22 protein-coding genes and 1 pseudogene are annotated in these 23,377 nt (G+C 38.8%); 8 read left to right on the top strand and 15 right to left on the bottom strand.

The window, feature by feature from the left end; genetic code table 11:
* Positions 1-354: 354 nt before the first annotated feature.
* Both J7E67_RS07735 and J7E67_RS07730 read right to left on the bottom strand, forming a co-directional pair.
* Entirely contained in the window at positions 355-1,599 is a 1,245-nt protein-coding gene (locus tag J7E67_RS07735) for an MFS transporter (RefSeq protein WP_214715734.1), read from the bottom strand.
* 284 nt (positions 1,600-1,883) lie between these two features.
* Positions 1,884-2,567 carry an AlkZ-related protein gene (locus tag J7E67_RS07730; RefSeq protein WP_374223921.1) on the bottom strand — a complete coding sequence of 228 codons (684 nt, stop codon included), beginning with the start codon at positions 2,565-2,567 and terminating at the stop codon, positions 1,884-1,886.
* Positions 2,568-2,716: 149 nt separating this feature from the next.
* Here J7E67_RS07730 and J7E67_RS07725 point away from each other — a divergent pair, with 149 nt between their 5' ends.
* Positions 2,717-4,066 carry an FAD-dependent oxidoreductase gene (locus J7E67_RS07725; RefSeq protein WP_214715736.1) on the top strand — a complete coding sequence of 450 codons (1,350 nt, stop codon included), beginning with the start codon at positions 2,717-2,719 and terminating at the stop codon, positions 4,064-4,066.
* A 78-nt stretch (positions 4,067-4,144) separates the two neighbouring features.
* Here the strand turns inward: J7E67_RS07725 and J7E67_RS07720 are convergent, their stop codons facing one another.
* On the bottom strand, positions 4,145-4,600 hold the full coding sequence (locus tag J7E67_RS07720) for a DUF2269 family protein (RefSeq protein WP_214715737.1): 456 nt from the start codon (positions 4,598-4,600) through the stop codon (positions 4,145-4,147).
* A gap of 156 nt (positions 4,601-4,756) precedes the next feature.
* On the opposite strand from J7E67_RS07720, the gene J7E67_RS07715 reads away from it, so the two are divergent.
* Entirely contained in the window at positions 4,757-4,984 is a 228-nt protein-coding gene (locus J7E67_RS07715; protein ID WP_214715738.1) for a hypothetical protein, read from the top strand.
* A 94-nt stretch (positions 4,985-5,078) separates the two neighbouring features.
* On the opposite strand, the gene J7E67_RS07710 is transcribed toward J7E67_RS07715, so the two are convergent.
* The 5 genes and pseudogenes from J7E67_RS07710 to J7E67_RS07690 all read right to left on the bottom strand — a co-directional run bounded on the left by J7E67_RS07710 (position 5,079) and on the right by J7E67_RS07690 (position 9,428).
* Positions 5,079-6,497, bottom strand: a complete 1,419-nt coding sequence (locus J7E67_RS07710; protein ID WP_214715739.1) for a tetratricopeptide repeat protein — start codon at positions 6,495-6,497, stop codon at positions 5,079-5,081.
* Positions 6,498-6,626: 129 nt separating this feature from the next.
* The gene (locus tag J7E67_RS07705; protein WP_214715741.1) at positions 6,627-7,166 is read right to left on the bottom strand and encodes an HD domain-containing protein; all 540 of its coding nucleotides are present in this window, start codon (positions 7,164-7,166) and stop codon (positions 6,627-6,629) included.
* Between the two features lie 32 nt (positions 7,167-7,198).
* Positions 7,199-7,771 carry a GNAT family N-acetyltransferase gene (locus J7E67_RS07700; RefSeq protein WP_214715889.1) on the bottom strand — a complete coding sequence of 191 codons (573 nt, stop codon included), beginning with the start codon at positions 7,769-7,771 and terminating at the stop codon, positions 7,199-7,201.
* Between the two features lie 9 nt (positions 7,772-7,780).
* Positions 7,781-8,257, bottom strand: a pseudogene (locus J7E67_RS07695) (GNAT family N-acetyltransferase); the annotation flags it as partial.
* A 166-nt stretch (positions 8,258-8,423) separates the two neighbouring features.
* On the bottom strand, positions 8,424-9,428 hold the full coding sequence (locus J7E67_RS07690; protein ID WP_214731315.1) for a DUF3231 family protein: 1,005 nt from the start codon (positions 9,426-9,428) through the stop codon (positions 8,424-8,426).
* A 151-nt stretch (positions 9,429-9,579) separates the two neighbouring features.
* Here J7E67_RS07690 and J7E67_RS07685 point away from each other — a divergent pair, with 151 nt between their 5' ends.
* Together J7E67_RS07685 and J7E67_RS07680 are read left to right on the top strand one after the other, a co-directional pair.
* On the top strand, positions 9,580-9,921 hold the full coding sequence (locus J7E67_RS07685) for a DUF3889 domain-containing protein (protein WP_214715743.1): 342 nt from the start codon (positions 9,580-9,582) through the stop codon (positions 9,919-9,921).
* Positions 9,922-10,151: 230 nt separating this feature from the next.
* Positions 10,152-11,006, top strand: coding sequence for a hypothetical protein (locus tag J7E67_RS07680; RefSeq protein ID WP_214715744.1), 855 nt, complete (start codon positions 10,152-10,154; stop codon positions 11,004-11,006).
* Between the two features lie 55 nt (positions 11,007-11,061).
* Here J7E67_RS07680 and J7E67_RS07675 read toward each other — a convergent pair whose 3' ends face one another.
* Positions 11,062-11,769, bottom strand: a complete 708-nt coding sequence (locus J7E67_RS07675; protein WP_214715745.1) for an MOSC domain-containing protein — start codon at positions 11,767-11,769, stop codon at positions 11,062-11,064.
* Between the two features lie 253 nt (positions 11,770-12,022).
* Here J7E67_RS07675 and J7E67_RS07670 point away from each other — a divergent pair, with 253 nt between their 5' ends.
* From J7E67_RS07670 to gnd, 4 genes are all read left to right on the top strand, one after another.
* Positions 12,023-12,748 (top strand): GntR family transcriptional regulator, encoded by a 726-nt coding sequence (locus J7E67_RS07670; protein WP_214715746.1) that lies wholly within the window; start codon positions 12,023-12,025, stop codon positions 12,746-12,748.
* Positions 12,748-14,289, top strand: coding sequence for a gluconokinase (gntK, locus tag J7E67_RS07665; protein WP_214731313.1), 1,542 nt, complete (start codon positions 12,748-12,750; stop codon positions 14,287-14,289). The genes J7E67_RS07670 and gntK overlap by 1 nt, the downstream gene beginning before the upstream one ends.
* 87 nt (positions 14,290-14,376) lie before the next feature.
* On the top strand, positions 14,377-15,723 hold the full coding sequence (locus J7E67_RS07660) for a GntP family permease (protein WP_214715749.1): 1,347 nt from the start codon (positions 14,377-14,379) through the stop codon (positions 15,721-15,723).
* 340 nt (positions 15,724-16,063) lie between these two features.
* Positions 16,064-17,467, top strand: a complete 1,404-nt coding sequence (gene gnd, locus J7E67_RS07655; protein WP_214715751.1) for a decarboxylating NADP(+)-dependent phosphogluconate dehydrogenase — start codon at positions 16,064-16,066, stop codon at positions 17,465-17,467.
* A 79-nt stretch (positions 17,468-17,546) separates the two neighbouring features.
* Here the strand turns inward: gnd and J7E67_RS07650 are convergent, their stop codons facing one another.
* From J7E67_RS07650 to J7E67_RS07625, 6 genes are all read right to left on the bottom strand, one after another.
* Complete coding sequence (locus tag J7E67_RS07650) at positions 17,547-18,617, bottom strand: sulfate/molybdate ABC transporter ATP-binding protein (protein WP_214715753.1); 1,071 nt, start codon at positions 18,615-18,617, stop codon at positions 17,547-17,549.
* A 1-nt stretch (position 18,618) separates the two neighbouring features.
* Positions 18,619-19,506 (bottom strand): sulfate ABC transporter permease subunit CysW, encoded by an 888-nt coding sequence (cysW, locus tag J7E67_RS07645; protein ID WP_214731311.1) that lies wholly within the window; start codon positions 19,504-19,506, stop codon positions 18,619-18,621.
* A 397-nt stretch (positions 19,507-19,903) separates the two neighbouring features.
* The gene (gene cysT, locus J7E67_RS07640) at positions 19,904-20,737 is read right to left on the bottom strand and encodes a sulfate ABC transporter permease subunit CysT (RefSeq protein ID WP_214715758.1); all 834 of its coding nucleotides are present in this window, start codon (positions 20,735-20,737) and stop codon (positions 19,904-19,906) included.
* Between the two features lie 83 nt (positions 20,738-20,820).
* Positions 20,821-21,891, bottom strand: coding sequence for a sulfate ABC transporter substrate-binding protein (locus J7E67_RS07635; protein WP_214715760.1), 1,071 nt, complete (start codon positions 21,889-21,891; stop codon positions 20,821-20,823).
* 218 nt (positions 21,892-22,109) lie between these two features.
* Positions 22,110-22,268 carry a YezD family protein gene (locus tag J7E67_RS07630; protein ID WP_214715761.1) on the bottom strand — a complete coding sequence of 53 codons (159 nt, stop codon included), beginning with the start codon at positions 22,266-22,268 and terminating at the stop codon, positions 22,110-22,112.
* Positions 22,269-22,614: 346 nt separating this feature from the next.
* On the bottom strand, positions 22,615-23,118 hold the full coding sequence (locus tag J7E67_RS07625) for a GNAT family N-acetyltransferase (protein ID WP_214715762.1): 504 nt from the start codon (positions 23,116-23,118) through the stop codon (positions 22,615-22,617).
* Positions 23,119-23,377: the final 259 nt, after the last annotated feature.

The raw sequence follows: 23,377 nt of genomic DNA, 5'->3' as shown, positions 1-23,377 counted from the left end.
TTATACATATACAGGATTTAACAGAATTTTTATCCCTCTTTCCTTCAATTGCGGTTTCTTAAACTATTAACGATCCAACACTTTAATGATGTGGAAAATTTACTTCGGGAAACAATGGGTAAAGATCTTCGCCTTTCAGGTTTTTTTTTGCAAATGCAAATGGAGACTTATTAATTAGCACGAATACAAATTCAAAAAATGTCAATGTAAGCGATCAACCTTATTTTCAGCAAGCTATCAAGACTAAAAAATCGTAGGCTTCCACTACTTTTTTTTTGTGGCAGAAAGAAGCAGATGGCACTGGCGATTTTTTGCATAAAAAAGCTGCTCTAAAAAACAGAGCAGCTTTAAAACTTATACTTCCTCACTCTTTTTCAATATACTAACCGAACGCTTGAAGAGTGGAATGAGGATAATTACACCCACTATAAAGAGTAGGGCTGACGCTTCGTACATCGCGACAAGCGAAGTTGTTTTCTTCAGCCATCCGCTCGCACTCATGGTAATGACCATGGTCCCCATAAACATCGGGTTTAAAATGCCATTGACTCGACCAATAAAAGCTTCATCTGTATTTTTCAAAATCATCGTATTAATTCCAATGTGAATACAGGGCATAAACAAGCCGCTAATAAATTGCGCGGTCAATGTCAGCCATAACTGCTCTGAAAGCCCCATTACAAAAAATCCAATAGCACTTGCGCTCATTCCAATTGCAAGCAAGATTTGCGGAGGAGTCTTTTTCGCTAACCCCATCGTGAGACCTCCACCTAAAATCATCCCTGCTCCAAACGCTGCCATCAACCATTGCAGCATCTCTTTAGGTAAACCAAGTTGTTCCGTAATGAGGAAAACGGAAAGTGGCTGCGTTAGCCCCAGTCCTAAACCTGCTGCTGCAAAACAGCCACCCAGCAAAGTCAGTGCCCGGCTGTTCCAAACATAACGGAAGCCTTCCTTCATTTCCTCCATAAGTGTGGTTTTTACAGCATTTTCTTCGCTTTCCCGGTCAGGAGGAAGCATAAATAGAATCGCTGCCGATAGCATAAAGGCAATACCCATAATGGCAATCGCTGCACTAATGCCGTAATGCTGGTAAACAAACGTACCGATAATCGGCCCTAAAATCATAAACAAAGCAAACACCGTTTGGTACATCGACATACCCGTTTGAATAAGTTCTTCCTTTACATGAAGCTTGAACAGTTTCATTCCAGAAGGCTGTGAAAACTGTGAAAGAATCGATGATACAAGTGTGGCGAAGAAAATAACTTTCCAGCCCCCAAATACTAGTGTTAATAATACAATAAAGATAGACAGCGCGCTGAGGAAGTCACACCATATCATTGTCCGTTTCGGACGCCATCTGTCAGCAAAGGTGCCACCAATAAAGGAAAATAGAAAAATAGGCGCGAATTCTGCAACAGAAATAAGCGATACCGCAACCGGATCTTCATTTGTCTGCTCAATAACAAATAACAATATGGAGTAGTTACGTACCCAAATACCAATTTGTAAAAATAATGTCGAGAGTAAGATGGTGCGTATCACTCGATTTCTAAATAAGTCCCCCATGGTAATGTTTGATTTTGTTTCTTCCATAAAAAAACCTCCTTATCCATTTATCTGGACAGGAGGTACTTTACAACAAAAGGGCACAGTACACCAAGTACCTTAAACTCCCTTTTGTCTATAAAAGCCCGCACTAACCCTATCCAGAAATATGTTCGTATGATGATCCGAATTTTTTCTTTTAATAGGTTTAGTGAATCATTGGCTTTATGGTCACCCTTTCGAATATCGTAGTTTACATACTACTTTATTCTACTCTAAGAATCAAGAGCGAAATTTGTCATAATATGTATATCAATGAAATTCACCTAAACCTAAAGCTTAAAAATCTTTACTAATGCTTTCATAGACTCGGGACTGCATAACTGCGCAAAATGGTTTTTCAGCTCATGTTTTGCTTCGTCCATTTCTATTTTTCTTTGATCCACGTGGTTATTTTTTGACCAAAAGGCAAGTGTTTCGAAGGATGTACTGCTCCAGCCGTTTTTCTCGCCCGAAACGTTCGTTTTCTCCTTTGTCCCTGAAACAACAATATCCATAGACCCCTGTAATTCCAACAATGCGTTATCAAACGCCTTTTTCTTTTCTTTGTCTTTCATACCTGCTTTGGCTCTTAATACTCTTGTGTCTATGCCTTCTTCCTCACTAATCAAAGTAAATAATTCTAAGGCTTCTCTAGAAACAAGACCGTCATTGTAACGTTTAGCCACTGAATACTGTGACCCCAATATCGCACTTACTAATGGGAGGAACTCACGGGAGATTAAAACTGATTTCTTCTTAACAAACTTTCCGTAGGCTGCCACACCATCAACAGGGAACTGCGCCCTCCATAACCATGGGTCAAATTCTGAACCCGAATACCAATGTTCTTTGGATGTAATGCTATCAAGCGAAGGATAGTGAGGAATTAGCGGCGACAATGGAAGAAAACCAACTTCCTTAACGACCTTGACTGCTTCCTCATATGTACTAATTTTATAATCTATCAAACACACCAATCTCCCTCTAATCCGATTTTCTCTTTAATTCCCTATTAGTTTAGGTAAATCCTACACATTCTAAACTCATAGGAACCATAAAAAAATGATATAATACTAACCATTAATTATATCGTGCAAATAGTATTATCGGAGGTTTGCTAGGAATGTCAACAACAAATAGGTTTTTAGGAGAAAAAGCACTGGTTATCGGCGGAAGCATTGCCGGTTTGCTCGCAGCGCGGATTTTGTCCGATTTCTTCAAAGAAGTGTTAATTTTAGAGAAGGACCATATGAATGAAAAGGATTTTACTAGAACCGGAGTGCCACAAGGGGCACATGGTCACGCCCTTTTGAAAAGTGGCGAGGAGATATTAAATGACCTTTTTCCAGGGATTGTGGATGAACTTATCGCAGATGGATCAGTAAAATCTGATTTTGCGAGTGAACTGGCCTGGAATCATCATGGATGCTGGAAGGTGAAATATCAAGCCGGCATGTCAATTATCCAGCAAAGCAGACCATTCCTTGAATGGCATATCCATCGCAGACTAGAGATGATTCCGAATATAAACTTTTTATATGGTGCTAAAGTGAAAAAGTTACTGATCAGTAGTGAATCTACCAGTATCGTAGGAGTAGAGATTCAAAATGATGGAGAAGCAGCCATTTCACTTAAGGCTGATTTGGTTGTTGACGCTACAGGTGCTAGGTCAAGTTTATCTAATTGGCTCAGACAATTAGGTTTCGATGCCCCCCAAAAAACCGAAGTAAAAGTCAACCTTTTCTATGCCAGCCGAATCTACAGCTCCCTTTCCTCCATAAATAATGACTGGGGGAGTTTGTTGGTTTATCCCAATCCTCCAAAACAAACCCATGGAGGAGGGATTTTCCCGATTGAAAATCAGCGGTGGATGGTGACTTTACTTGGGTATGGAGTGGAATCGCCACCAAGTACAGAAGAGGAATTCATTAAGTATGCCAAAAGTCTTGAACAAGCCGATGTATATGAGGCAATTAAAAATGGAACACCTGATACGGATGTCAGCGTTTACCGCTTCCCTGCATTACGACGTTTTCATTATGATAAGTTACAACGGTTCCCAAATGGACTAATTGTTATCGGGGATGCCTTTTGCCGTATTGATCCTGTATTTGGTCAGGGAATGAGCATTGCTGCACTTGAGGCGATTGCTCTGAAAAAGGAACTTCAAAAAGCGTTACATAAAAATAAACTTACGCAAATATCGAATAATGCTCATCGAAGCTTCAGTAAAATCATAGATGTCCCATGGTTAATCGCTTTAACTGAAGACTTTCGCTTCACCCATACCGACGGTGCAAAACCGTTTGGACTGCCATTACTGAAGTGGTATGTAAAACGAGTGATTTTAGCCTGTGAAAGCAATCAAAATGTATATGGAAAGCTTATCAATGTACTTCAACTGAAAGCCCATCCGATTAGCTTATTCTCACCTTCCACGTTAAAAGCAGTCCTATTCCAAGTTAAGCGGTAAACTTAAAAGACATGATAAATTAAAAGGTGTCAGGCACCGTTCGTGGACATTTGTCTACGAGTGGTGCCTGACACCTTTTTAGAATGGCTTGAAAATCATCAGGGCGATGATGATGAGAAAGATCACATTTTCAAGGTTTTCAAATCGAAAAAGAACTTTTGATAAACTCCAATATTCTTCGGGAATTTCTTCTCCTTTGTGCGACGCTAAAAGGGCTTTAACTGGTTTTGACCTAGGTGATAAAACGAGAGGTCCAATTGCTAGCGCAGCCAAAAAGAGAAAGAGACTGGTTACATACCATCCCATCCGAAACAGGCTCGGATTAATGAACCCCATGCTCAACCCTGTGATTAATAAAAGCGTGCCGCCGACCATTACAAATATATGTAACTTATGTCTAATCCTATATGAATGTCTTAATTCGGTCATGTTCTTCCCAGATTTGACCACTGTCGTTAATATGAAACCTGGACCCATCCCCAAGATGGCTGAAAAAATATGTATACATACAAGGATTTTATAGAAAGTAATCAATTGCTGCCAACCTCCATTCGCTCCCATCCCCATTTTATCATATTCTTATTTAATATATTAAAGTGAAATATAGTAGTTTTTGTAGCTACCATTGAATAAACATATTTTTAAAGTTAACCCTATTTACATACAATAAAGATACAAAGGAGCATAACCGTGAAACCTTATGAAATATTTAATATGATTATTGATGAGGAAGCTTATGACCAAGAAGAAGTGACAGCTGATTTTACATACGAAGACCAAGATTATAGTATTACCTTTAAAAAAGAGGACTTTGAAGTTGTTAATGCCTGGGTTTTTAAGAATGGGACATCCCTGCCTGCGAATTTATCCGAGAATATTATCGAACTGATAAGAGAGGATGTTAAAAACAGAATTTAGTTTTTATGATTAAAGGTATAGTAACCACGAAAGGTCATCAGAAGTCTACTCTGATGACCTTAGTTTATGCTACTAGTTAAGCGGATGATGGGGGTCATCCAGTTTCTTGATTACTTTTTAATTGAGCGAAAATTTTTTGATAGGCTGAAGCCTCTTTTACCATCCCTTTAGATTGATACATTTTACTGATTTTTCGTACGGGAGAAGGATTTTGCGGCTGCAGCTCCATTTCCCAGAAGAAGCAATCGATTGCTTGATCGAATTGTTTAAACTCCGCATAATAATCACCCAATTCCATCATCCGATCGGGATCCTCTAATAAATTTACCATTTCACTAATTTTTCTAATCACATCTAAATCTGGGATTACCTTTTGAATAGGGATAAGTTTTTCATGAACAGTTTTAAGATCATGCTCCTTAAGAAGGATTTCAGCAAATTTAAAGACCATTTCTTCAAATTGTTTCGTCTTCTCTTCGTGGGAAAGATGCTGCAATAACATAATGAATTGATCAAAATGTGCAATCACAAATATTGGGTCGGAATGCTCCCAGATTAAAAGAAGAATGGCATCGTAGGAGGCGGGCATGTCATCGATAAAATCTAATATGCATAAGGCAGCTTTCTCATAATTACCATCTTTAAGCATTTTTTTGATAATAGATTTTGAATCATGCAGCACATGAAACGGATTGATGTTGAGTTGAGCCAATATCAGCATCCATTCTTCCATCGTCACATAACGTAACGCAATACTCGTATACTTTTCAATCAATTTAGTCTCTTTGTATTTCCCTGTATTTTCCAACCACAACAATAACTCAACTAAATCGTCTTGTTTACTCACTATTTCTTCTAATAAAATTCGTTCATCTGGATTGGTTCGATTTTTGAAGCAATGTAATTCAACATATAGAGGGTCCTTCATTTGGATTACAGGTAAACTCGAGGAATGGTAAAAATGGTTGTTTGAACTAAATTCGAGAGAGGACAAACGATCTTGTGCAGATTTTAATGTCGGTTCAAACTCACATAACATTTGAATGATTTGAAAGGATTTCATAAATTTCCCGCTTCTTCTAAAGTGGAAGAACACTTTGTCGATAATCTTAATAAGCTGTTCTTTTTGAAAAAACGAGTCAAGTGTTGTCAGAATGTAGACCATTTCCTGAAGTGAATAATGGATTTGTAACTGAGAAAATAGGTTATTTTTATTCGGAATAGTGATGTTTACGTGGGGAATTAATACACTTAAGAGCGGATGCGGGGATTCAATAATGATACCTTCATGAAATGCCTTATCTATAAATGTTCCTTCTTCAATCTGATCAAGCTTCTCCCCATATATAAGGGCATTTTTATAATAAATAAGATAATATCTTTCCTGGTCAGCAGTCATAACCTCAATTACTTTGCTTCGTGCAAATACGGCTGTCCTTATAGCATTTCCTTTTACCATATGTTTTTTATCTTTAATGGAAATTTCGGTTGGCAACATTTCTTTCTTATTCATATCACTTTTGCCCCCTATCATAATATACACATATTAAAATCATTTACTCTCGTGACTTTATTATAACATAATTGAAAAAAAGAGTTCCTTTACCAAGGTCCTCTCCTTCCGATTCGAGTCTTATCGACATTATTTTTTAAAAAGCAGATTTACTTCAACGTCTAATTCCTTTAGTAATGGGAACGATGACATGTGACCGAGACTGTCAACAATATTTGTGTAGTACCACGCTTGCAGTTCTTTGCCGGCGTTAAAAATGTTCCACACAGCATCCCCCAGCTGATCATAATCCTTTACTATGGAGCGAATGTTATGTAATTTATCCGCACAGGCAACGACACGAATTTCCTCTGATGCTGTCTTTAAAAACTCAATAGTATGTTCCTTCCGCTCCTTCCAGGGGAGTGATTTATTGGGTTCAGAACATCCTTCCACAATCCTAGCAATTCTTGGTCCAAATTCCCGCTCAATGTCTTTCAAAGTAAGTTCTGTATCTTCAACCGTATCATGCAAAATTGCCGCTGCGATGATGTCATCATCGTACCCTGCTTTCATTAACATCATTCCGACGGTAACTGGGTGCGTGATATAAGGGATGTCGGTATTCTTTCTGCATTGGTTTCGATGACTTTTACTCGCTATCTGCAGCGCTTTTTCAACTATATTCATTTCTAGGACCTTCCTTTTCACGTTAATTAATATTAGTCATTCGGATTAATAATCGCCAAAACTTGATGGTCTTCCCATTTTCCGTTGATCTTTACATTTTTCAAAGCGATTCCTTCTTTATGAAATCCGGATTTCTCTAACACTCGAATGGAACCAATATTATGAGGCATGACACCGGCTTCTATCCGGTGTAATTTCAATTCATTGAATGCATATTTCACTAGCAGTTTAGCCGCTTCAGTTGTGTAGCCCTTCCCATTGTGCTTTTCATCTAAAAAATAACCGATGAACGCACTTTGAAGCGAGCCTCTTAGTACTTGAAATAGATTAATAGTACCAATTAAGAGACCATCATTTTTAAAAATTCCAAACGTATATGTCTGATCATTTTTACTATCTTCTTCATATATATTTATTCGGTTCAATTGAGATTGGACCGTATAAAAATCGTCATTTCGTTCCATCGAAAACTTTTCGAAAAAACTACGGTTAACAGTTTGCAATGTAAGGAGTGCTTGTGCATCTTCTGTGGAAAATGGTCTAATATAGATGCTTTCACCTTTAAGGCTCGAATCTTCCTTCCCCAATTTCAAATGCAGAACCATATGTTCATCATTATAATGAATACCGTTCACTTTAAGGGCATTTTCTTCAAATCCATACACTTTAAAACCTAATTGGGTATAAAGATTTTTCGCCTTTTCATTGCTTGCCATCACTGATAAATTAATTTTTTCAATCTCTTCCATCGTTTTAGCTTTATTGATCGCCTCTACCATTAATGCCTTACCTACGCCTTGTCCTTGTTTCTTGGGCGTGACATACATCGCAAAAATATTTGCTCGATGCCGTATTTTCTCGGCACTTTCTTGAAGTAAGGTGACTACTCCGATTAGTTCATCATCATCAAATGCACCAAACGTAAAGTTTCCTTCTGTGGTAAAGTTACGGGCAACTTGCTCAATGGGATTTTCTCTTTTTATGGCATCCTCATAACTTGTTAAAAATGCCTCTGGATTTTGCTTGAGTGCTTCTAGTCTTAACTTCCAATACCTCTCTGCATCAGATGTATCTAATAATTTAATTTTCAAAATGATCCCCCCTTTAATCCATTTTGTGTTTCTCTTTTTACCTAAAATTTTCCCACAACAGATTGCTACTCTTATTAATTCTATGAATATAATTCCATTCCTGTTTATTGCTCGGAAAACGTAAAAAGCCGAGATATCATCTACATCTTGGCTTTTAGGCCCTTAATTATTTTTCTTTGGCAATTTCTGTTCTATTAGGGGCAAGTGGCGGTTGCTCCAACCACTTATTTTGTTCCATTATGTTAAACCATTTTTTGGTTACGTACAAATTTTTCAGAATAATGGTTTCATACGCTGCAACGAGGTCTGATCTCATGGAAGATGCCAAACCTGTCCCATGATAGGCTTGCGCAACTTGTGACAAGAAACCTATATGATACATCATTAACTTATCGGAAAAAGGAGACATTGTTGAAGTGGTCACTTCCGTTTCCATGGAACGAGGAACTGGTAAATGCTCTGCCTGCAGGATTTTTGAAAAGGTTGCGATATGCTGCTCAGCCACGTTTTGCGACTTTGTCATAAACTTCCTTACTTCTGTTGATTGAGCAACCTGACTAAATCCAATACAAAGGGCTTTACTCATCATACTTTTCTTTAGGTTTAAAAAAATACTGATGATTTCAATGGATGCTAAACTTCTCCCTTTTCCAAAAAATCCATCGATGAAATCATTGCTGGAGATAAACTCAGGGTTCACGGAAGAATAAATATAAGGGTCGCGCTGGAAATGCCCTTTCTCGAGCAATAGCTCAACGGTTTGGTGGTACATCCTACTTCCATCATTTAAACATGAATCGAAAAAATGGCGTAAATCTGCTCTGACAGAAACACATAAGGATGTTGAATGACCTATAAGCCCATGCAGGGTCATGATATGTAAGTAATTTAAGCAAAATATATCAGTAAATAATCTCTTTGCACCTTTATTGATATCATATACAGTAAATCCAATCGGAACCGGAAAGCCCTCACTCTCTAAAAAAGCAGCGGCTTGTTTCTTTTGTCCTCCGAAGGTCTGAATGGCATCCTCAAAAATGGCCTTTATTGATTGATCATCAATAATGGAGACCATATATCTATTTACCACGTCAGTCATAGTTCCATTTATATATTGTCCCCAAAGTGAACCTATTTCGGAAGCTGTGAGTCTTAAATTTCCCTTATCCATATTTTCGCCACCTCAATTGTATTATTTACCAATGAGCGAGGGTTATGAATTATTTTGTGTTTAAGGTTAATAATTACAGTGATTTACAAAAACCTACATAAGTTATTGCTCGAAATGAAATGATATAAGCAAAAACAAAGAGGGTAATTACGTGAAAAAGATCCTGATTAGTTTATATATAAGCTTACTTTTCATCTCGGTAAGTGTACATCCACTGACCCCCATTCATGAAGTAAGTGCACAACACAAACCGATTCCCTCCTATGCCAAGTGGGGTACATTAGCACTAAAGAAAACTCATGAAAAATATCCGCATGCAAAAATAATTGATTATCTCCACATTGGAAGAACGAGTGGACCACAAACCTCCACCGAAAGGTTCAAGCTTTGGTTAAAAGAAAACAATAGGGAATTCGGCGTTTTCATCACAATTGAATTTAACAAGCAGACCGAAAAGGTCCTTAAAGTAACTTTTGAGGAGACAGCAAGGTAATTCCTTTTGAAGGTTGATTTAAAACGCCTAGTAAGACAGGATTCTATAGGAATTTGGATATTGTTGGCTATGACCTGATTGATAAAAAATAAGAACATTGTTAAAAACCAAGTAAACCACTAAGAAAAGTTTCTACTTAGTGGTTTTGTTTATAAATAGTAAGCCCTAGTGCATAATTTCCATTCTTAGGAACAAACTATATTAATCCAGTTACTATCGGAGTGAATAATATGCATAATTCATATTGGTATTATGCTTTACTGGTTCTCAGCACTAGTTTATTTTGTTTTATACTATTCAAAAAAAGAAATACGCAAACTCTATTCCTATTATTAACCATGATTGGTATAGGATTTATTATTGAGACCATCATCTTTAATTTCTTAGCATGCTATAAATACAACCCTAATTTTATCCAGCATAATACATTTTATGACAACAATTTGGGGGCATTTGTCTCAAATGCCTTTTCTTTACCCATAGTTGCCACCTTAATAGCAACCTTTCATTTAGGCTGGATTTGGATGTTCTTCTTTTCAGGTGTATTTGTCGGGATTGAATGGTTATTTTTAAAGCTCCATATCTATTCCCATAATTGGTGGAGGTTAGGATATACTGGGTTTGGACTCCCCTTTTATTTTGCGATGTCGAAAGTTTATTATAAATGGATTAAACCACCTTCAAAAGGGCTCAAGCATAATTGGATGCTTTATTTAATTATTGGCTCCATATCTTGCAGTGCCCATATACTTCCGATCATCTTCTTCTCGAATCGAATATACACTCCTGGGTGGTTTGAAAATTCTGGACGGGATTCGATTGCCTTAGCAGCTATTTTCTATTTATGTGATAGTCTGTTTTATTGTCTAATGAGTACCCTTAAATGGAAAATAAAGTGGGGCAAATATATCTTAGCAGGATTACTTATGTATGCGGTGAACCAAGTTCTGATCGAATTTGGGATCCTTCATAGTTTGGTATGGTGGGACCAGCCGTACTATGTGGGTCTATCTTTATTACTTACCCTTATTACGGGGATTGTTAATAAAAGATTGTATAGGGTCCCCTATAAAGAGCAAGCATAAAAAAGCTGTAAATTTATATATTACAGCTTTTTTGAAAAGGAAGGACAATTAGCAATTAATCATTTGGTCCAAACACCCTATTTCTGATATCCGGTGTTTCCCTCATTTCTATTCGTTTCTCTAGCGTGGTTCTCATCCCTGGTGCAAGCAATTCACATTGGGAAAGTTCACGCATTTCCTCGATATTTTGTTTCTTAGCATGGATAATTTGATTGCACTTTTGAATGGTCCATTGTGGATATGGTCGGTCAACCAAAGTAAACGTCTGCCCATCTTCAACAAACCCCTCTGTTAACACTCGAAAGTACCAGCCGGTTCTGCCCGTATTTTGTAATAATAGCGCCAAGTTTTTAACTTTAAAACGGCGGGCTGGTTTCCAGCAGGGCTGCCTTGGCTGTGATACCTGTAGAACAGCCCCGCCAATCTGGAAAGTATCACCAATAGAAATCTCCTCCTCGTTTATTTGTTCCATGACGAGGTTCTCCCCCATTGCGCCGGATGTTATCTCAGATATCCCTAGTTCCTTTTGCCAATGGGTGTAATTTTCAAATCCATAAGCAAATACAGCTTTTTCCGGCCCGCCATGATGTTCCAAATCCCATTGTCCATCACCGTTTAAACCCGTTTTCCCGACCCAGACAGGTCCTTCAACCAACTCTTTAAAAATGGCGCTTGTCCATTCTCGATCCATAGGATTCTTTGCCTCTTTATTTCCGACCGTTTTTGGTAAACCTACAAAAACTTGTTTTAGAAAAATACTCATCTTAATTTCCTCCTAAAAAAACTGCCAATATTTTCAACATATGTATTCATTCATGCATCAGTAATATGGCCTCTTCATCAAGTCTTCTATATTTAATGGGCCTTTCTTAGATTATTTTAATTAAATTCGCTAAGAATAATGAATACACCTTCCTGCGTTGTCATGACTTTATTAAAAAAAGCGCTTGCATTTTTTGATATGTATCTTATAATACTTGTATACAAGTATACTCGTATAACAAGAAGGTGAATCAATGACAGAATCAAAGGAATTCTTATATCCCGCAAAATGGCTTTTAAAAGCTTCTGCTGGTGAACGTGTCACCTGTGAGCTAAGAATGCGAATAATTTCAGGCCTTATTGAAAGCGGTACCACCCTATCAGAAAATAAATTAGCTGCCGACTTTGATGTAAGCCGTTCCCCTATTCGGGAAGCATTAAAAACTCTTGCATCAGAAAATTTGATCCGTTTAGAAAGAATGGGTGCCGTCGTAATTGGTTTTACCATTAAAGAAATAGTAGAAATTTATGAAGTCCGATTACTGATAGAAACGTTTGTATATGAACGGCTTGTGAAATTAGACACCAAAGAGTTAGTTAAGGAACTGAGTAAAATACTCGAGATGATGAAAATTGCCATCAAATATCATGATGCCGATGAGTTTTCATATCAAGATGTCTTATTCCATGAAACAATTATTCGAGCGATTAATCATTCCTACATCATGATGATCTGGAATAATGCAAAACCTGTAATGGAAGCTTTCATCCTATTGTCGATGCGGGCCCGCTTCGAGGAAAAATACGATGACTTTCCACGTATTGTGGACAATCATCAACTTTATATTGATGCGATCGATGCGAAAAATAGAGACCTGATGATTCTCTCTTTGCATCAAAACTTTGATGATGTTGCAGGAAAAGTAGAAGACCTTTGGAGGTCTCAACTAATGCTTTACAAAGGAGTTGTACAGGAATAATGACAAGCTATATGTTAGGGTTAGACATCGGTACAACAAGCACAAAAGCTGTTTTATTTACTGAAAAAGGCGAAGTCATCCAACAAGAGAATATCGGTTACCCACTCTATACTCCTGATATTTCGACAGCCGAACAAGATCCAGAAGAAATCTTTATGGCAGTGGTACAAACCATTTCGAGGATCATGAAAAATCATCCCCAAAAAGAGATTTCATTCATCTCATTTAGCAGTGCGATGCATAGCCTCATTGCCATGGATGAAAATGACCAACCGCTGACACCTTGTATTACTTGGGCAGATAATCGCAGTGAGGCCTGGGCACATAAAATAAAAAATGAATTAAATGGGCATGAAGTCTATAGACGAACAGGAACGCCTATTCACCCGATGTCGCCATTAAGCAAAATCACGTGGATTGTGAATGAACGTCCCGAGATAGCCGAAAAAGCAAAAAAATATATCGGAATAAAGGAATATATATTTAAAAAGTTCTTTGACCAGTATGTTGTCGATTATTCTCTTGCTTCTGCCATGTGCATGATGAATCTCAAAGAATTAGATTGGGATAAGGAAGCAATAGAGATCGCTGGTATATCACGTGAGCAATTATCTAAGCTCGTGCCAACCACCGAAATTTTTACAAACTGTAATCCAGAATTAGCAAAACAAATGGGCATTGATCCTCTAACTCCCTTTGTAATTGGTGCAAGTGATGGCGTCCTTTCCAATCTTGGTGTAAATGCGATTCGAAAAGGTGAGATTGCCGTAACCATTGGAACAAGCGGGGCAATTCGTACCATCATTGACCAGCCGCAAACCGATGAGAAAGGAAGAATCTTTTGCTACGCATTAACGGAAAAACATTGGGTTATCGGCGGGCCAGTAAACAATGGCGGGATGGTCTTTCGCTGGATTAAGGATGAGTTTGCAGCTTCAGAGGTAGAAACCGCGAAAAGACTAGGAATTGATCCATATGAAGTATTAACCAAAATTGCAGAAGGTGTAAAACCGGGGTCCGATGGATTGTTATTCCATCCATATCTTGCTGGTGAACGTGCTCCCTTATGGAATCCAGACGTGCGTGGATCCTTTTTCGGCTTAACGATGGCACATAAGAAGGAACATATGATTCGATCTGCGCTCGAAGGTGTTATTTACAATTTATACACCGTATTTTTAGCATTAGTTGAATGTATGGAGGGACCAGTGACTCGAATCCAAGCAACTGGTGGCTTCGCAAGGTCAGAAGTTTGGCGTCAAATGATGTCTGATATTTTTGACTTGGATGTAGTCGTTCCAGAAAGCTACGAAAGTTCTTGTCTCGGTGCTTGTATCTTAGGCCTATATGCTACTGGGAAAATCGAATCCTTTGAAGTCGTTTCTGAAATGATTGGCAGTACCTATAAACATACACCTAAAGAAGAGGCTGCAAGAGAGTATAGACAATTATTGCCGATCTTTATTAATTTATCGAGAGTATTAGAAGAAGATTATACACGAATTGCCAAATATCAACGAAGTATAATTAGAAAAGCATAAGTCCCAGTTTAGCGGCTGCCACTAGCCGCTTGGCTGTTTACTTGCATATTGTTTTTAAATCATCATTAATTTTTGGGAGGAATTATTATGCCATTGGTCATTGTAGCAATTGGAATTATCGCATTACTTATTTTAATCATGGGCTTAAAATTAAACACTTTTGTCTCACTCATCATAGTCTCGTTCGGTGTTGCTTTAGCACTTGGAATGAAACTAGACGATGTCGTCACAACCATTGAAGCTGGTTTAGGTGGAACACTTGGTCATTTAGCTTTAATCTTTGGACTTGGTGCAATGCTAGGTAAGTTAATCGCGGATTCTGGTGGCGCACAACGGATTGCGATGACCCTCGTCGATAAATTTGGAGAAAAAAATATTCAGTGGGCTGTAGTCGTATCTTCGTTCATCATTGGAATTGCTTTATTCTTTGAAGTAGGACTAGTTTTATTGATTCCAATCGTATTTGCCATTTCAAGACAATTAAATGTTTCTATTTTATATCTAGGTATTCCAATGGCAACAGCTTTATCGGTAACACACGGTTTCTTACCGCCACACCCAGGGCCAACTGTCATCGCAGGTGAATATGGTGCAAATCTTGGTGAAGTATTACTATATGGTTTTATTATTTCGATTCCAACTGCTATTATTGCCGGACCTATATTTACAAAGTTTGCCAAAAAAATCGTACCTGCTTCATTCACAAGAACTGGTAATATTGCCTCTCTAGGTGAACAAAAAACATTTAAACTTGAAGACACACCAGGGTTTGGTATCAGTGTATTTACCGCAATGCTTCCTGTTATTTTAATGTCAATTGCTACAATTATTACTTTGCTTCAAAAAACAATGGGCTTTGAAGATAATACCGGACTCGCCATTATCCGCTTTATTGGCGGTGCCTCTACTGCGATGGTCATCTCTTTATTATTTGCTATCTATACAATGGGCTTGGCAAGAAAAATTCCAATCAGAGATGTAATGGATTCTTGTACATCAGCCATTAATGCTATTGGTATGATGCTCCTAATCATCGGCGGCGGCGGTGCTTTCAAACAAGTATTAATTAATGGCGGTGTAGGTGACTACGTAGCTGAATTATTCAAAGGTACTTCCATATCACCGATATTACTTGCGTGGATTATCGCGGCAATTTTACGAATTGCCTTAGGATCTGCCACTGTTGCAGCATTAACAACTGCTGGTTTAGTAATCCCAATGTTGGGTCAAACAGATGTTAACCTTGCATTAGTCGTCCTTGCTACTGGAGCGGGTAGCTTAATTTTATCTCACGTTAACGATGCCGGTTTCTGGATGTTCAAAGAGTATTTTGGTTTAAGCATGAAAGAAACATTCGCAACATGGACATTACTTGAGACAATTATTTCCGTTTGTGGATTAGGATTTATTCTTTTACTAAGTTTATTCGTTTAATAATCGTGACCAGCAGCAGAAGCTTTATTCATTATCTGCTGCTTGGTTATCTAAAGGGCAGGGTCCCCCCTCTTATACTTAGAATTCACTAAGTATTAAAGCGGCGGATTTACTGCCTTTTATTTTTATGGCTATGTTAAAGCTTATTGTTGATTTTGGCACCCTGTTGATTGGAGTGGAAGGCGCTACGCTCCTGCGGGAGGACGGGGCAGGGGAGACCCCGCAGGAGCGCAGCGACGAGGAGGCTCCCCGAACCGCCCGCGGAAAGCGAAGCGCCTGGAACGGAAATCAACAGGCAAGTTTAACATAGCCATTTTTATAAAAAGGAGAAGGAAGTTAAATGGACAATACAATTGGAGTTATTGGTTTAGGTGTAATGGGCAGCAACATCGCCTTAAATATGGCGAACAAAGGTGAAAAAGTAGCTGTCTATAATTACACGAGAGATTTAACAGATAAACTTATACATAGAATTGAAAATCAATCGATCGACCCGTACTATGACGTGCAAAGTTTTGTTCAGTCCTTAGAAACCCCAAGAAAGATCTTTCTTATGGTCACAGCTGGTGCCGCGATAGATTCTGTGATTTCTTCATTAGTACCTTTTCTTGAGCAAGGTGATATGATCATGGACGGCGGCAACTCCCATTACGAAGATACAGCCCGAAGATATGATGAATTGAAGACTAAAGGAATTGATTATTTAGGGATTGGTATTTCTGGTGGTGAAGTAGGCGCATTAAATGGCCCGTCAATCATGCCTGGCGGAGATAAAGAAGCTTATGAAAAGGTTGCTCCCATTCTTACAAAAATAGCAGCCCAAGTCGATGGGACCCCATGTTGCACATATATTGGTCCAAAAGGTGCAGGGCATTTTGTGAAAATGGTCCATAATGGAATTGAATATGCTGATATGCAATTGATTGCTGAAGCCTATACCTTTTTAAGGGATAGGTTACAGTTATCTGTGAATGAAATTGCTGATATCTTTGGAACATGGAATCAGGGTGAACTGAAAAGTTACCTAATCGAAATCACGGCAGAAATTTTAAAGAAAAAAGATGAAAAAACAGATTTACCACTGATCGATGTCATCCTTGATAAAGTAGGGCAAAAAGGCACAGGTAAATGGACAAGCATGCAAGCGATAGATAACGGTATCCCCCTATCAATCATTACCGAGTCATTGTTCGCCCGGTATGTATCTTCATTAAAAGAGGAACGGGTCATAGCAGAAGATATATTAGCAGGCCCAGGAATGGACCAGCAGGCTTTAGATAAGAATTTATGGATTGAGTACGTTAGACAAGCATTATATATGGGGAAAGTTTGCGCCTATGCCCAGGGTTTTACACAATATAAAATGGCATCTGATCTCTATGACTGGAATTTACCATTAGAAGAGATTGCACTTATTTTCCGGGGCGGCTGTATTATTCGGGCCGAGTTTTTAAACGTAATCAGTGAAGCCTATCAGAGTCAAGTAAATCTGAAGAATTTATTAATCGCACCATTTTTCGCTGAAAAAACAAAAGAGTATCAATCAGGACTAAGGAAAATGGTATGCGAGGGTATAAATTCCGGTATCGCCTTTCCATGTTTAAGTACTTCCCTTTCTTATTTCGATAGTTACCGAAACGGCCGTTCAAATGCCAGCCTTTTACAGGCACAACGGGATTATTTCGGTGCCCATACGTATGAGCGAACTGATATGGAAGGAGTCTTTCATACGGACTGGAACTAATAGATAGAGGTATGCCTACTCCTTTCCAAACCATTAAAGGCCTATGCTCGATTTGAGTATAGGCCTTTGGTTTTCTTATTTAAATGGAATAATCAGCAGGAATAAAAACCTTTAATTGTTTTGGTTTTACAAACACTTCTTCCCCTGACTTTAGATTAAGGCTTCGAAATTGCTCCTTTCTTAATTCCACTTCTAGGTACTCGCCATTATCTTTTCGAATCAGTTCAAGTTGGACGGTGGCGCCGACTAAATGAATATAATTAATTTTTGCAGCAACTGAATCCAGGCTAGCCTCTCTTTCGATACTTATATCATGCGGTCGAACGTAACCGACTGCCTCGGTATTCTCTGTTGCGGAGAATTCGGGTGCATCGACTTCAAAATTACCGTGTTGTAATTTCCCTTTATGGAGGCGCCCTTTAAACAAATTAACATTTCCTAAAAAGTGATAAACAAAAGGACTGTTTGGATTTTCATATACTTCCTCTGGCGTGCCGATTTGCTCAATCTTCCCTTCATTCATCACGACAACTCGATCGGCAACATCCAGCGCTTCCTCTTGGTCGTGCGTCACAAAAATGCTCGTAATCTGGTAGTCATCATGGAGCTTTCTTAGCCATCTGCGAAGATCTTTGCGGACTTTGGCATCTAACGCACCAAATGGTTCATCTAACAAGAGAACCTTGGGCTCAACAGCCAGTGCTCTCGCTAATGCCACCCGCTGCCGCTGGCCGCCTGACAAATGGGAAGGATACCGTTCAGCAAAGGCTTCTAATTTTACTAGCTTTAGTAATTCCATGACCTTTTCTTTTATTTCGGTTTTGGAAGGACGCGTTTTCCTTGGCCGGACTTTTAATCCATAGGCCACATTTTCAAAAACAGTCATATGACGAAACAAGGCATAATGCTGGAAAACAAATCCTACTTTCCGCTCCTTTGTACTGATATGGGTCATGTCTTCTTCTCCGAACAAAATGGCTCCCTGATTCGCACCTTCTAAGCCTGCGATGATTCTTAGAAGTGATGTTTTCCCAGAACCAGACGGACCAAGAAGAGCGACGAGCTCCCCTGTTTGAATATCAAGATTAATTTGATCGAGGGCTTGAAAGTTCCCAAATGATTTTGAGATATTTTGAATTTGAATGCTCATCTTAGTGAACTCCTTCTCCAGGTTCAAATGATTTTTTTGCTTTCCATTCAATGACATTTTTTACAATCAAGGTTATGATGGAAAAAAATGACATTAAGGAAGCAACCGCAAATGCCGCGGAAAATTGATATTCATTGTATAAAATTTCAATATGGAGCGGCATTGTATTCGTCATTCCTCGGATATGTCCTGAAACGACCGAAACAGCTCCAAACTCCCCAATTGCTCGAGCACTACAGAGAATAATCCCATATAATAGTCCCCATTTAATATTCGGCAGAGTTACCAAAAGGAATGTCTTCCAACCGCTCGCCCCCAGTGTCAAGGATGCTTCCTCATCGGCCGTCCCCTGAGTTTGCATCAATGGAATGAGTTCCCGGGCGACAAAGGGCAATGTCACTAAAAGTGTTGCCAGGGCGATTCCGGGTACTGCGAAAATAATTTTGATATTATGGTCGATTAACCATTGTCCAAATAAGCCATGCGCACTAAATAATAGAACAAATACCAATCCCGCGATGACTGGGGAGATGGCAAATGGCAGATCAATAATCGTAATCAGTAGACTTTTTCCCTTAAAATTGAACTTGGTTACGGCCCAGGCGGCAGCCACGCCAAAGATGGCATTAAGTGGCACGGTAATCAAGGTAATGATCAAAGTTAACTTGATTGCAGATAATGCATCTGGATTGCTAACGGCCTCTAGGAAAACGGCTATACCCTTATCAAAGGCTTTTATAAAAATGGCAACCAATGGTAGCACCAAAAACAAACCTAAAAATGCTAATGCGAGTGTGATTAGTAACCAGCGTACGAGTCCCGGTTCTGAATTGCGGGTTGTAGTTTGAAGCGGTGTACTGGAATATTGGATTGGAACATTTCCGGCCATAGGTACCTCCTTCTGGACTTAAATTTATATCCTCTTTTTAGACGAGTCCGTAATGGTTCTTTGTTAGAATATTGTTGCTAATTTTGATTTCGCTGATATATGGCTTAGATTCGCTGATAAAACCTCATTTTCGCTGATATATGGCTTAGATTCGCTGATAAAAGGTAATATTCCGCTGATAAATTTTATAAACTCGTTGATAAGGTGTAATTTTATACTAAGTTAGACTTGAACGTAGTTAAAAACTAACAATTTTACGCAAACAGCGGATCATTCACTTGGATACAAAAGTTTATTTGCGGAAATACCTAGTTTATTTGCGCATCTAGCCGGTTTATTTGCGGATTGAACCATTTTATTTACGTATCGCAAAATCACCCTCTAAAACTATTAAAAGCTATATAAATTTCCGATTCGTCCACCACTGCAATACGTTAATAATAAGTAGAATCGTGAAGGAAAAAATCAACATAACAGCTGCTATCGCCGTAGCACCAGCGTAATCATATTGTTCTAACTTGGTCATGATTAGCAGCGGAGTAATTTCTGTCTTCATCGGCATATTCCCTGCAATAAAGACGACCGAGCCATATTCCCCCAGCGCCCGGGCAAAGGCAAGCGCGAACCCCGTTAGAGCAGCTGGCAGGATTTCTGGAAAAATTACTTTTACAAACGTTTGCGAACGGTTTGCACCTAAACTAGCCGACGCTTCTTCCATTTCTTTTTCTAAGCTTTGCAGGACGGGCTGAACGGTGCGAACCACAAAGGGCAGCCCAATAAATGTTAATGCTAGTGTAATCCCGAGCGGAGTAAACGCCACCTTAAAACTTAAAAACTGCCCAACCCAGCCATTTTCCGTATACAAAGTCGTTAAGGCAATCCCGGCAATCGCTGTTGGTAAGGCAAAAGGCAAATCAACTAGCCCATCAATAATTCTTTTACCAAAAAACTGATAACGTACCAGCACCCATGCGATTAGTACGCCAAAAATAACATTAATAAATGCTGCGAAAAAGGCTGCACCGAAACTCAGTTTATAGGAGGCAACTACCCTCGGGTCAGAAATCGTCCCCCAAATTTTCGACCACTCTACGGTCATAGAATGAATAAATATCATGGATAATGGCAGAATGACAAGGATGCTTATATAAAACATCGTAAATCCGAGCGAAAGGCCGAATCCCGGCAGCACACTATTTCTTTTCACTTTTAAACTTGCTAAACGAGCCATGAGGTTGACCCCTTCCGGATAAGATACATGTAGGGCATCCCCATCACACCTGATGAAGGACACCCGTCTAACTGAACTACTTACTATGGCTGGTAAATCTGATCAAACGTCCCGCCATCATTGAAGTGTGTCTCCTGTGCTTTTTTCCATCCTCCAAAATCTTTGTCAATTGTTACTAAATAAATTTTTGGAAAGACATCTGCATACTTGTCAAGAATCGCTTGATTACGGGGGCGATAATAATTCTTTGCGATAATTTCCTGTCCTACATCACTGTATAAATAATTTAAATAAGCCTCAGCAACTTCTTTAGTTCCCTTTTTCTCGACGTTCTTATCCACCACAGCAACTGGCGGTTCGGCAAGAATACTTATGGATGGGACGACAATCTCAAACTTGTCTTTTCCTAATTCATTAAGTGTTAAGAAAGCCTCGTTCTCCCAGGCAATCAAGACATCACCAATGCCTCGTTCAACGAATGTAGTAGTTGCTCCGCGGGCACCAGAATCTAATACTTCAACATTTTTATATAGTTGGCTCATAAACTTTTTAATTTTCGTTTCATCCCCATTAAATTTATCTTTTGCGTACGCCCATGCTGCTAAGTAATTCCAACGGGCACCACCGGATGTCTTTGGATTTGGAGTTATGACCGAAGTTCCCTTTTTCGTTAAATCGTCCCAATCTTTAATCCCTTTTGGATTCCCCTTTTTAACTAGAAACACAATCGTTGACGTATACGGAGTCGAGTTATCCTTAAGGTTCTTTTGCCAATCCTTCGAAAGTAAGCCGCCTAAGTTTGCAATCTCATCGATATCATATGCCAATGCCAGCGTAACAACATCTGCCTCAAGACCATCGATGACAGCACGTCCTTGCTTCCCTGAACCACCATGTGACTGTTGAATAGTTACCTTCTGACCTTTTTCCTTTTCCCAATACTTAGCGAATTCTCCGTTAAACTCTTCATAAAGTTCTCGGGTTGGGTCATATGAAACATTTAATAATTGGACAGGTTCTTTTGTTTTCGCGGCCTCTTGTTTGGTCCCCCTATCTTTTTTCTCAGTGCTTTGATTACTAGGCTGACTGCTGCACCCTGTCAGAATAAGAGCGATAAGAATAAGCACGGTTGTGAATTTGTAAGCTAGTTTCATTTGTGATTTCCTCCTTTTTTTTAAACAAAAAAGGCTACCTATTTTTAGGACTATCGCTTAAAGGTCGGTTGTCTGCTTTTCGGAGTTAAGATAAGTCCGGTGAGCAACAATCATCTCTCGCATAGTCTAGAAAATAAGTAGCCTTCAGTAGACTGATCGGCTATTTTTTTAAAATAAATCCAATAATAAGTGTGGTCACTTTTTGCAAATCATCTTTGTTATTTAGATGTTCTCTTATTTTGTGCAAATCGTGTTTTCTCTGTCTTATCAATTTGAGTGATCGTACCGTCATGAACGGTTATGACCACAGAACCATACTCCATCCCCTTTAGTGTCGTTAGAATATAGTTTGCTTTTGCTTGATCCACAATTGCCATATTTTCATCCTCCCTTAAACTGCTAATATCACATAGGAATACTTGGTTTTATAGTCTAAAAAAAGACCCTTTGATTCTATTCATCTACATAAACCTGAAAAAATACAAAATGACTGACAACAATGTGGACTCCACTTACTAATCGGATAGATCATAATTAGTCCCCCTTCGAATAAAAAAAGACTTATACCCCTAAATAAGAGTATAAGCCTTTGGTTTTCCAATCAGCTTAATATTAAATTAATTGTTTTCTTTGAATTATTTACATTTTATTCTGACTTTTCCTACCTGTCAAGTGGGTTTTATAAAATAATTTCTAGTACCAGCTTTCCAAAACAATAAAGTACTATTCAAAAGTAAGTCGATACGCTTTCACTATGATGCCGTCATCCGCAGGTTCAAAATCGAATTGCGGTAACCTTTCAAAACCAAGGCGGCCGTATAGTCCCATCGCACTTTTCATAAAATCTGCGGTATGCAGGCCGATTGAATGACAGCCTTGCACTTTCGCTCGTCGAATACATTCTGAAATCAGTGCTTTTGCCACCCCATTGCCTCGAGCTTGCGGTGTCACTGCGAGCATTCGTATTTCAGGATAATCCAACTCATCTACCAATCCTTCGTAGGCATCGGTTTTTGCAGGAAACAAGGCAACACTGCCTACTATTTTCCCATCAATTTCAGCAACAATTCGTTCCACATCCTCCTGCGCATCAGCATCCGACGAGATTGAATGTTTAAGAGCCTTCCAATGATCTTCAGGAATGTTTTGGGCATGTTCTTCATATGAGTTTACTCTTTGTTCTCGAATGAATGATAATTCATCCGCTGCAGCATTACGAATAATCATTTTACCACCTGCTTCTAGTCAGTTTTTCTCAGTGTATTAAAAACTTTTCAACCTTATTACTTAAAACTTGTCGACCATGTTGAGAAGTAAGCCCAGAGAGGTCGGGACCCTTCGGCAAGATATTATATCCCTTCTGATCATCACTAGCGATATGGTTCGACAGATGATAATGCCGTTTAATTGCATCGAATTCTGTCGTATCTCCAAAACCGGGGGTTTGAAATAAATCTCGTAAATAGCCCCATAAATTTGGAAAATC

It is taken from the genome of Bacillus sp. ISL-46, from assembly GCF_018613205.1.
This window is presented reverse-complemented; position numbering and strand designations above follow the sequence as displayed.

Bases quoted from the DNA above. Each gene is read 5' to 3' on its own strand.
- J7E67_RS07735 (WP_214715734.1), bottom strand. From the start codon at position 1,599: ATGGAAGAAACAAAATCAAACATTACCATGGGGGACTTATTTAGAAAT.
- J7E67_RS07725 (WP_214715736.1), top strand. From the start codon at position 2,717: ATGTCAACAACAAATAGGTTTTTAGGAGAAAAAGCACTGGTTATCGGC.
- J7E67_RS07710 (WP_214715739.1), bottom strand. From the start codon at position 6,497: ATGAATAAGAAAGAAATGTTGCCAACCGAAATTTCCATTAAAGATAAA.
- J7E67_RS07705 (WP_214715741.1), bottom strand. From the start codon at position 7,166: ATGAATATAGTTGAAAAAGCGCTGCAGATAGCGAGTAAAAGTCATCGA.
- J7E67_RS07700 (WP_214715889.1), bottom strand. From the start codon at position 7,771: ATGGTTCTGCATTTGAAATTGGGGAAGGAAGATTCGAGCCTTAAAGGT.
- J7E67_RS07690 (WP_214731315.1), bottom strand. From the start codon at position 9,428: ATGGATAAGGGAAATTTAAGACTCACAGCTTCCGAAATAGGTTCACTT.
- J7E67_RS07680 (WP_214715744.1), top strand. From the start codon at position 10,152: ATGCATAATTCATATTGGTATTATGCTTTACTGGTTCTCAGCACTAGT.
- J7E67_RS07675 (WP_214715745.1), bottom strand. From the start codon at position 11,769: ATGAGTATTTTTCTAAAACAAGTTTTTGTAGGTTTACCAAAAACGGTC.
- J7E67_RS07670 (WP_214715746.1), top strand. From the start codon at position 12,023: ATGACAGAATCAAAGGAATTCTTATATCCCGCAAAATGGCTTTTAAAA.
- gntK (WP_214731313.1), top strand. From the start codon at position 12,748: ATGACAAGCTATATGTTAGGGTTAGACATCGGTACAACAAGCACAAAA.
- J7E67_RS07660 (WP_214715749.1), top strand. From the start codon at position 14,377: ATGCCATTGGTCATTGTAGCAATTGGAATTATCGCATTACTTATTTTA.
- gnd (WP_214715751.1), top strand. From the start codon at position 16,064: ATGGACAATACAATTGGAGTTATTGGTTTAGGTGTAATGGGCAGCAAC.
- J7E67_RS07650 (WP_214715753.1), bottom strand. From the start codon at position 18,617: ATGAGCATTCAAATTCAAAATATCTCAAAATCATTTGGGAACTTTCAA.
- cysW (WP_214731311.1), bottom strand. From the start codon at position 19,506: ATGGCCGGAAATGTTCCAATCCAATATTCCAGTACACCGCTTCAAACT.
- cysT (WP_214715758.1), bottom strand. From the start codon at position 20,737: ATGGCTCGTTTAGCAAGTTTAAAAGTGAAAAGAAATAGTGTGCTGCCG.
- J7E67_RS07635 (WP_214715760.1), bottom strand. From the start codon at position 21,891: ATGAAACTAGCTTACAAATTCACAACCGTGCTTATTCTTATCGCTCTT.
- J7E67_RS07630 (WP_214715761.1), bottom strand. From the start codon at position 22,268: ATGGCAATTGTGGATCAAGCAAAAGCAAACTATATTCTAACGACACTA.
- J7E67_RS07625 (WP_214715762.1), bottom strand. From the start codon at position 23,118: ATGATTATTCGTAATGCTGCAGCGGATGAATTATCATTCATTCGAGAA.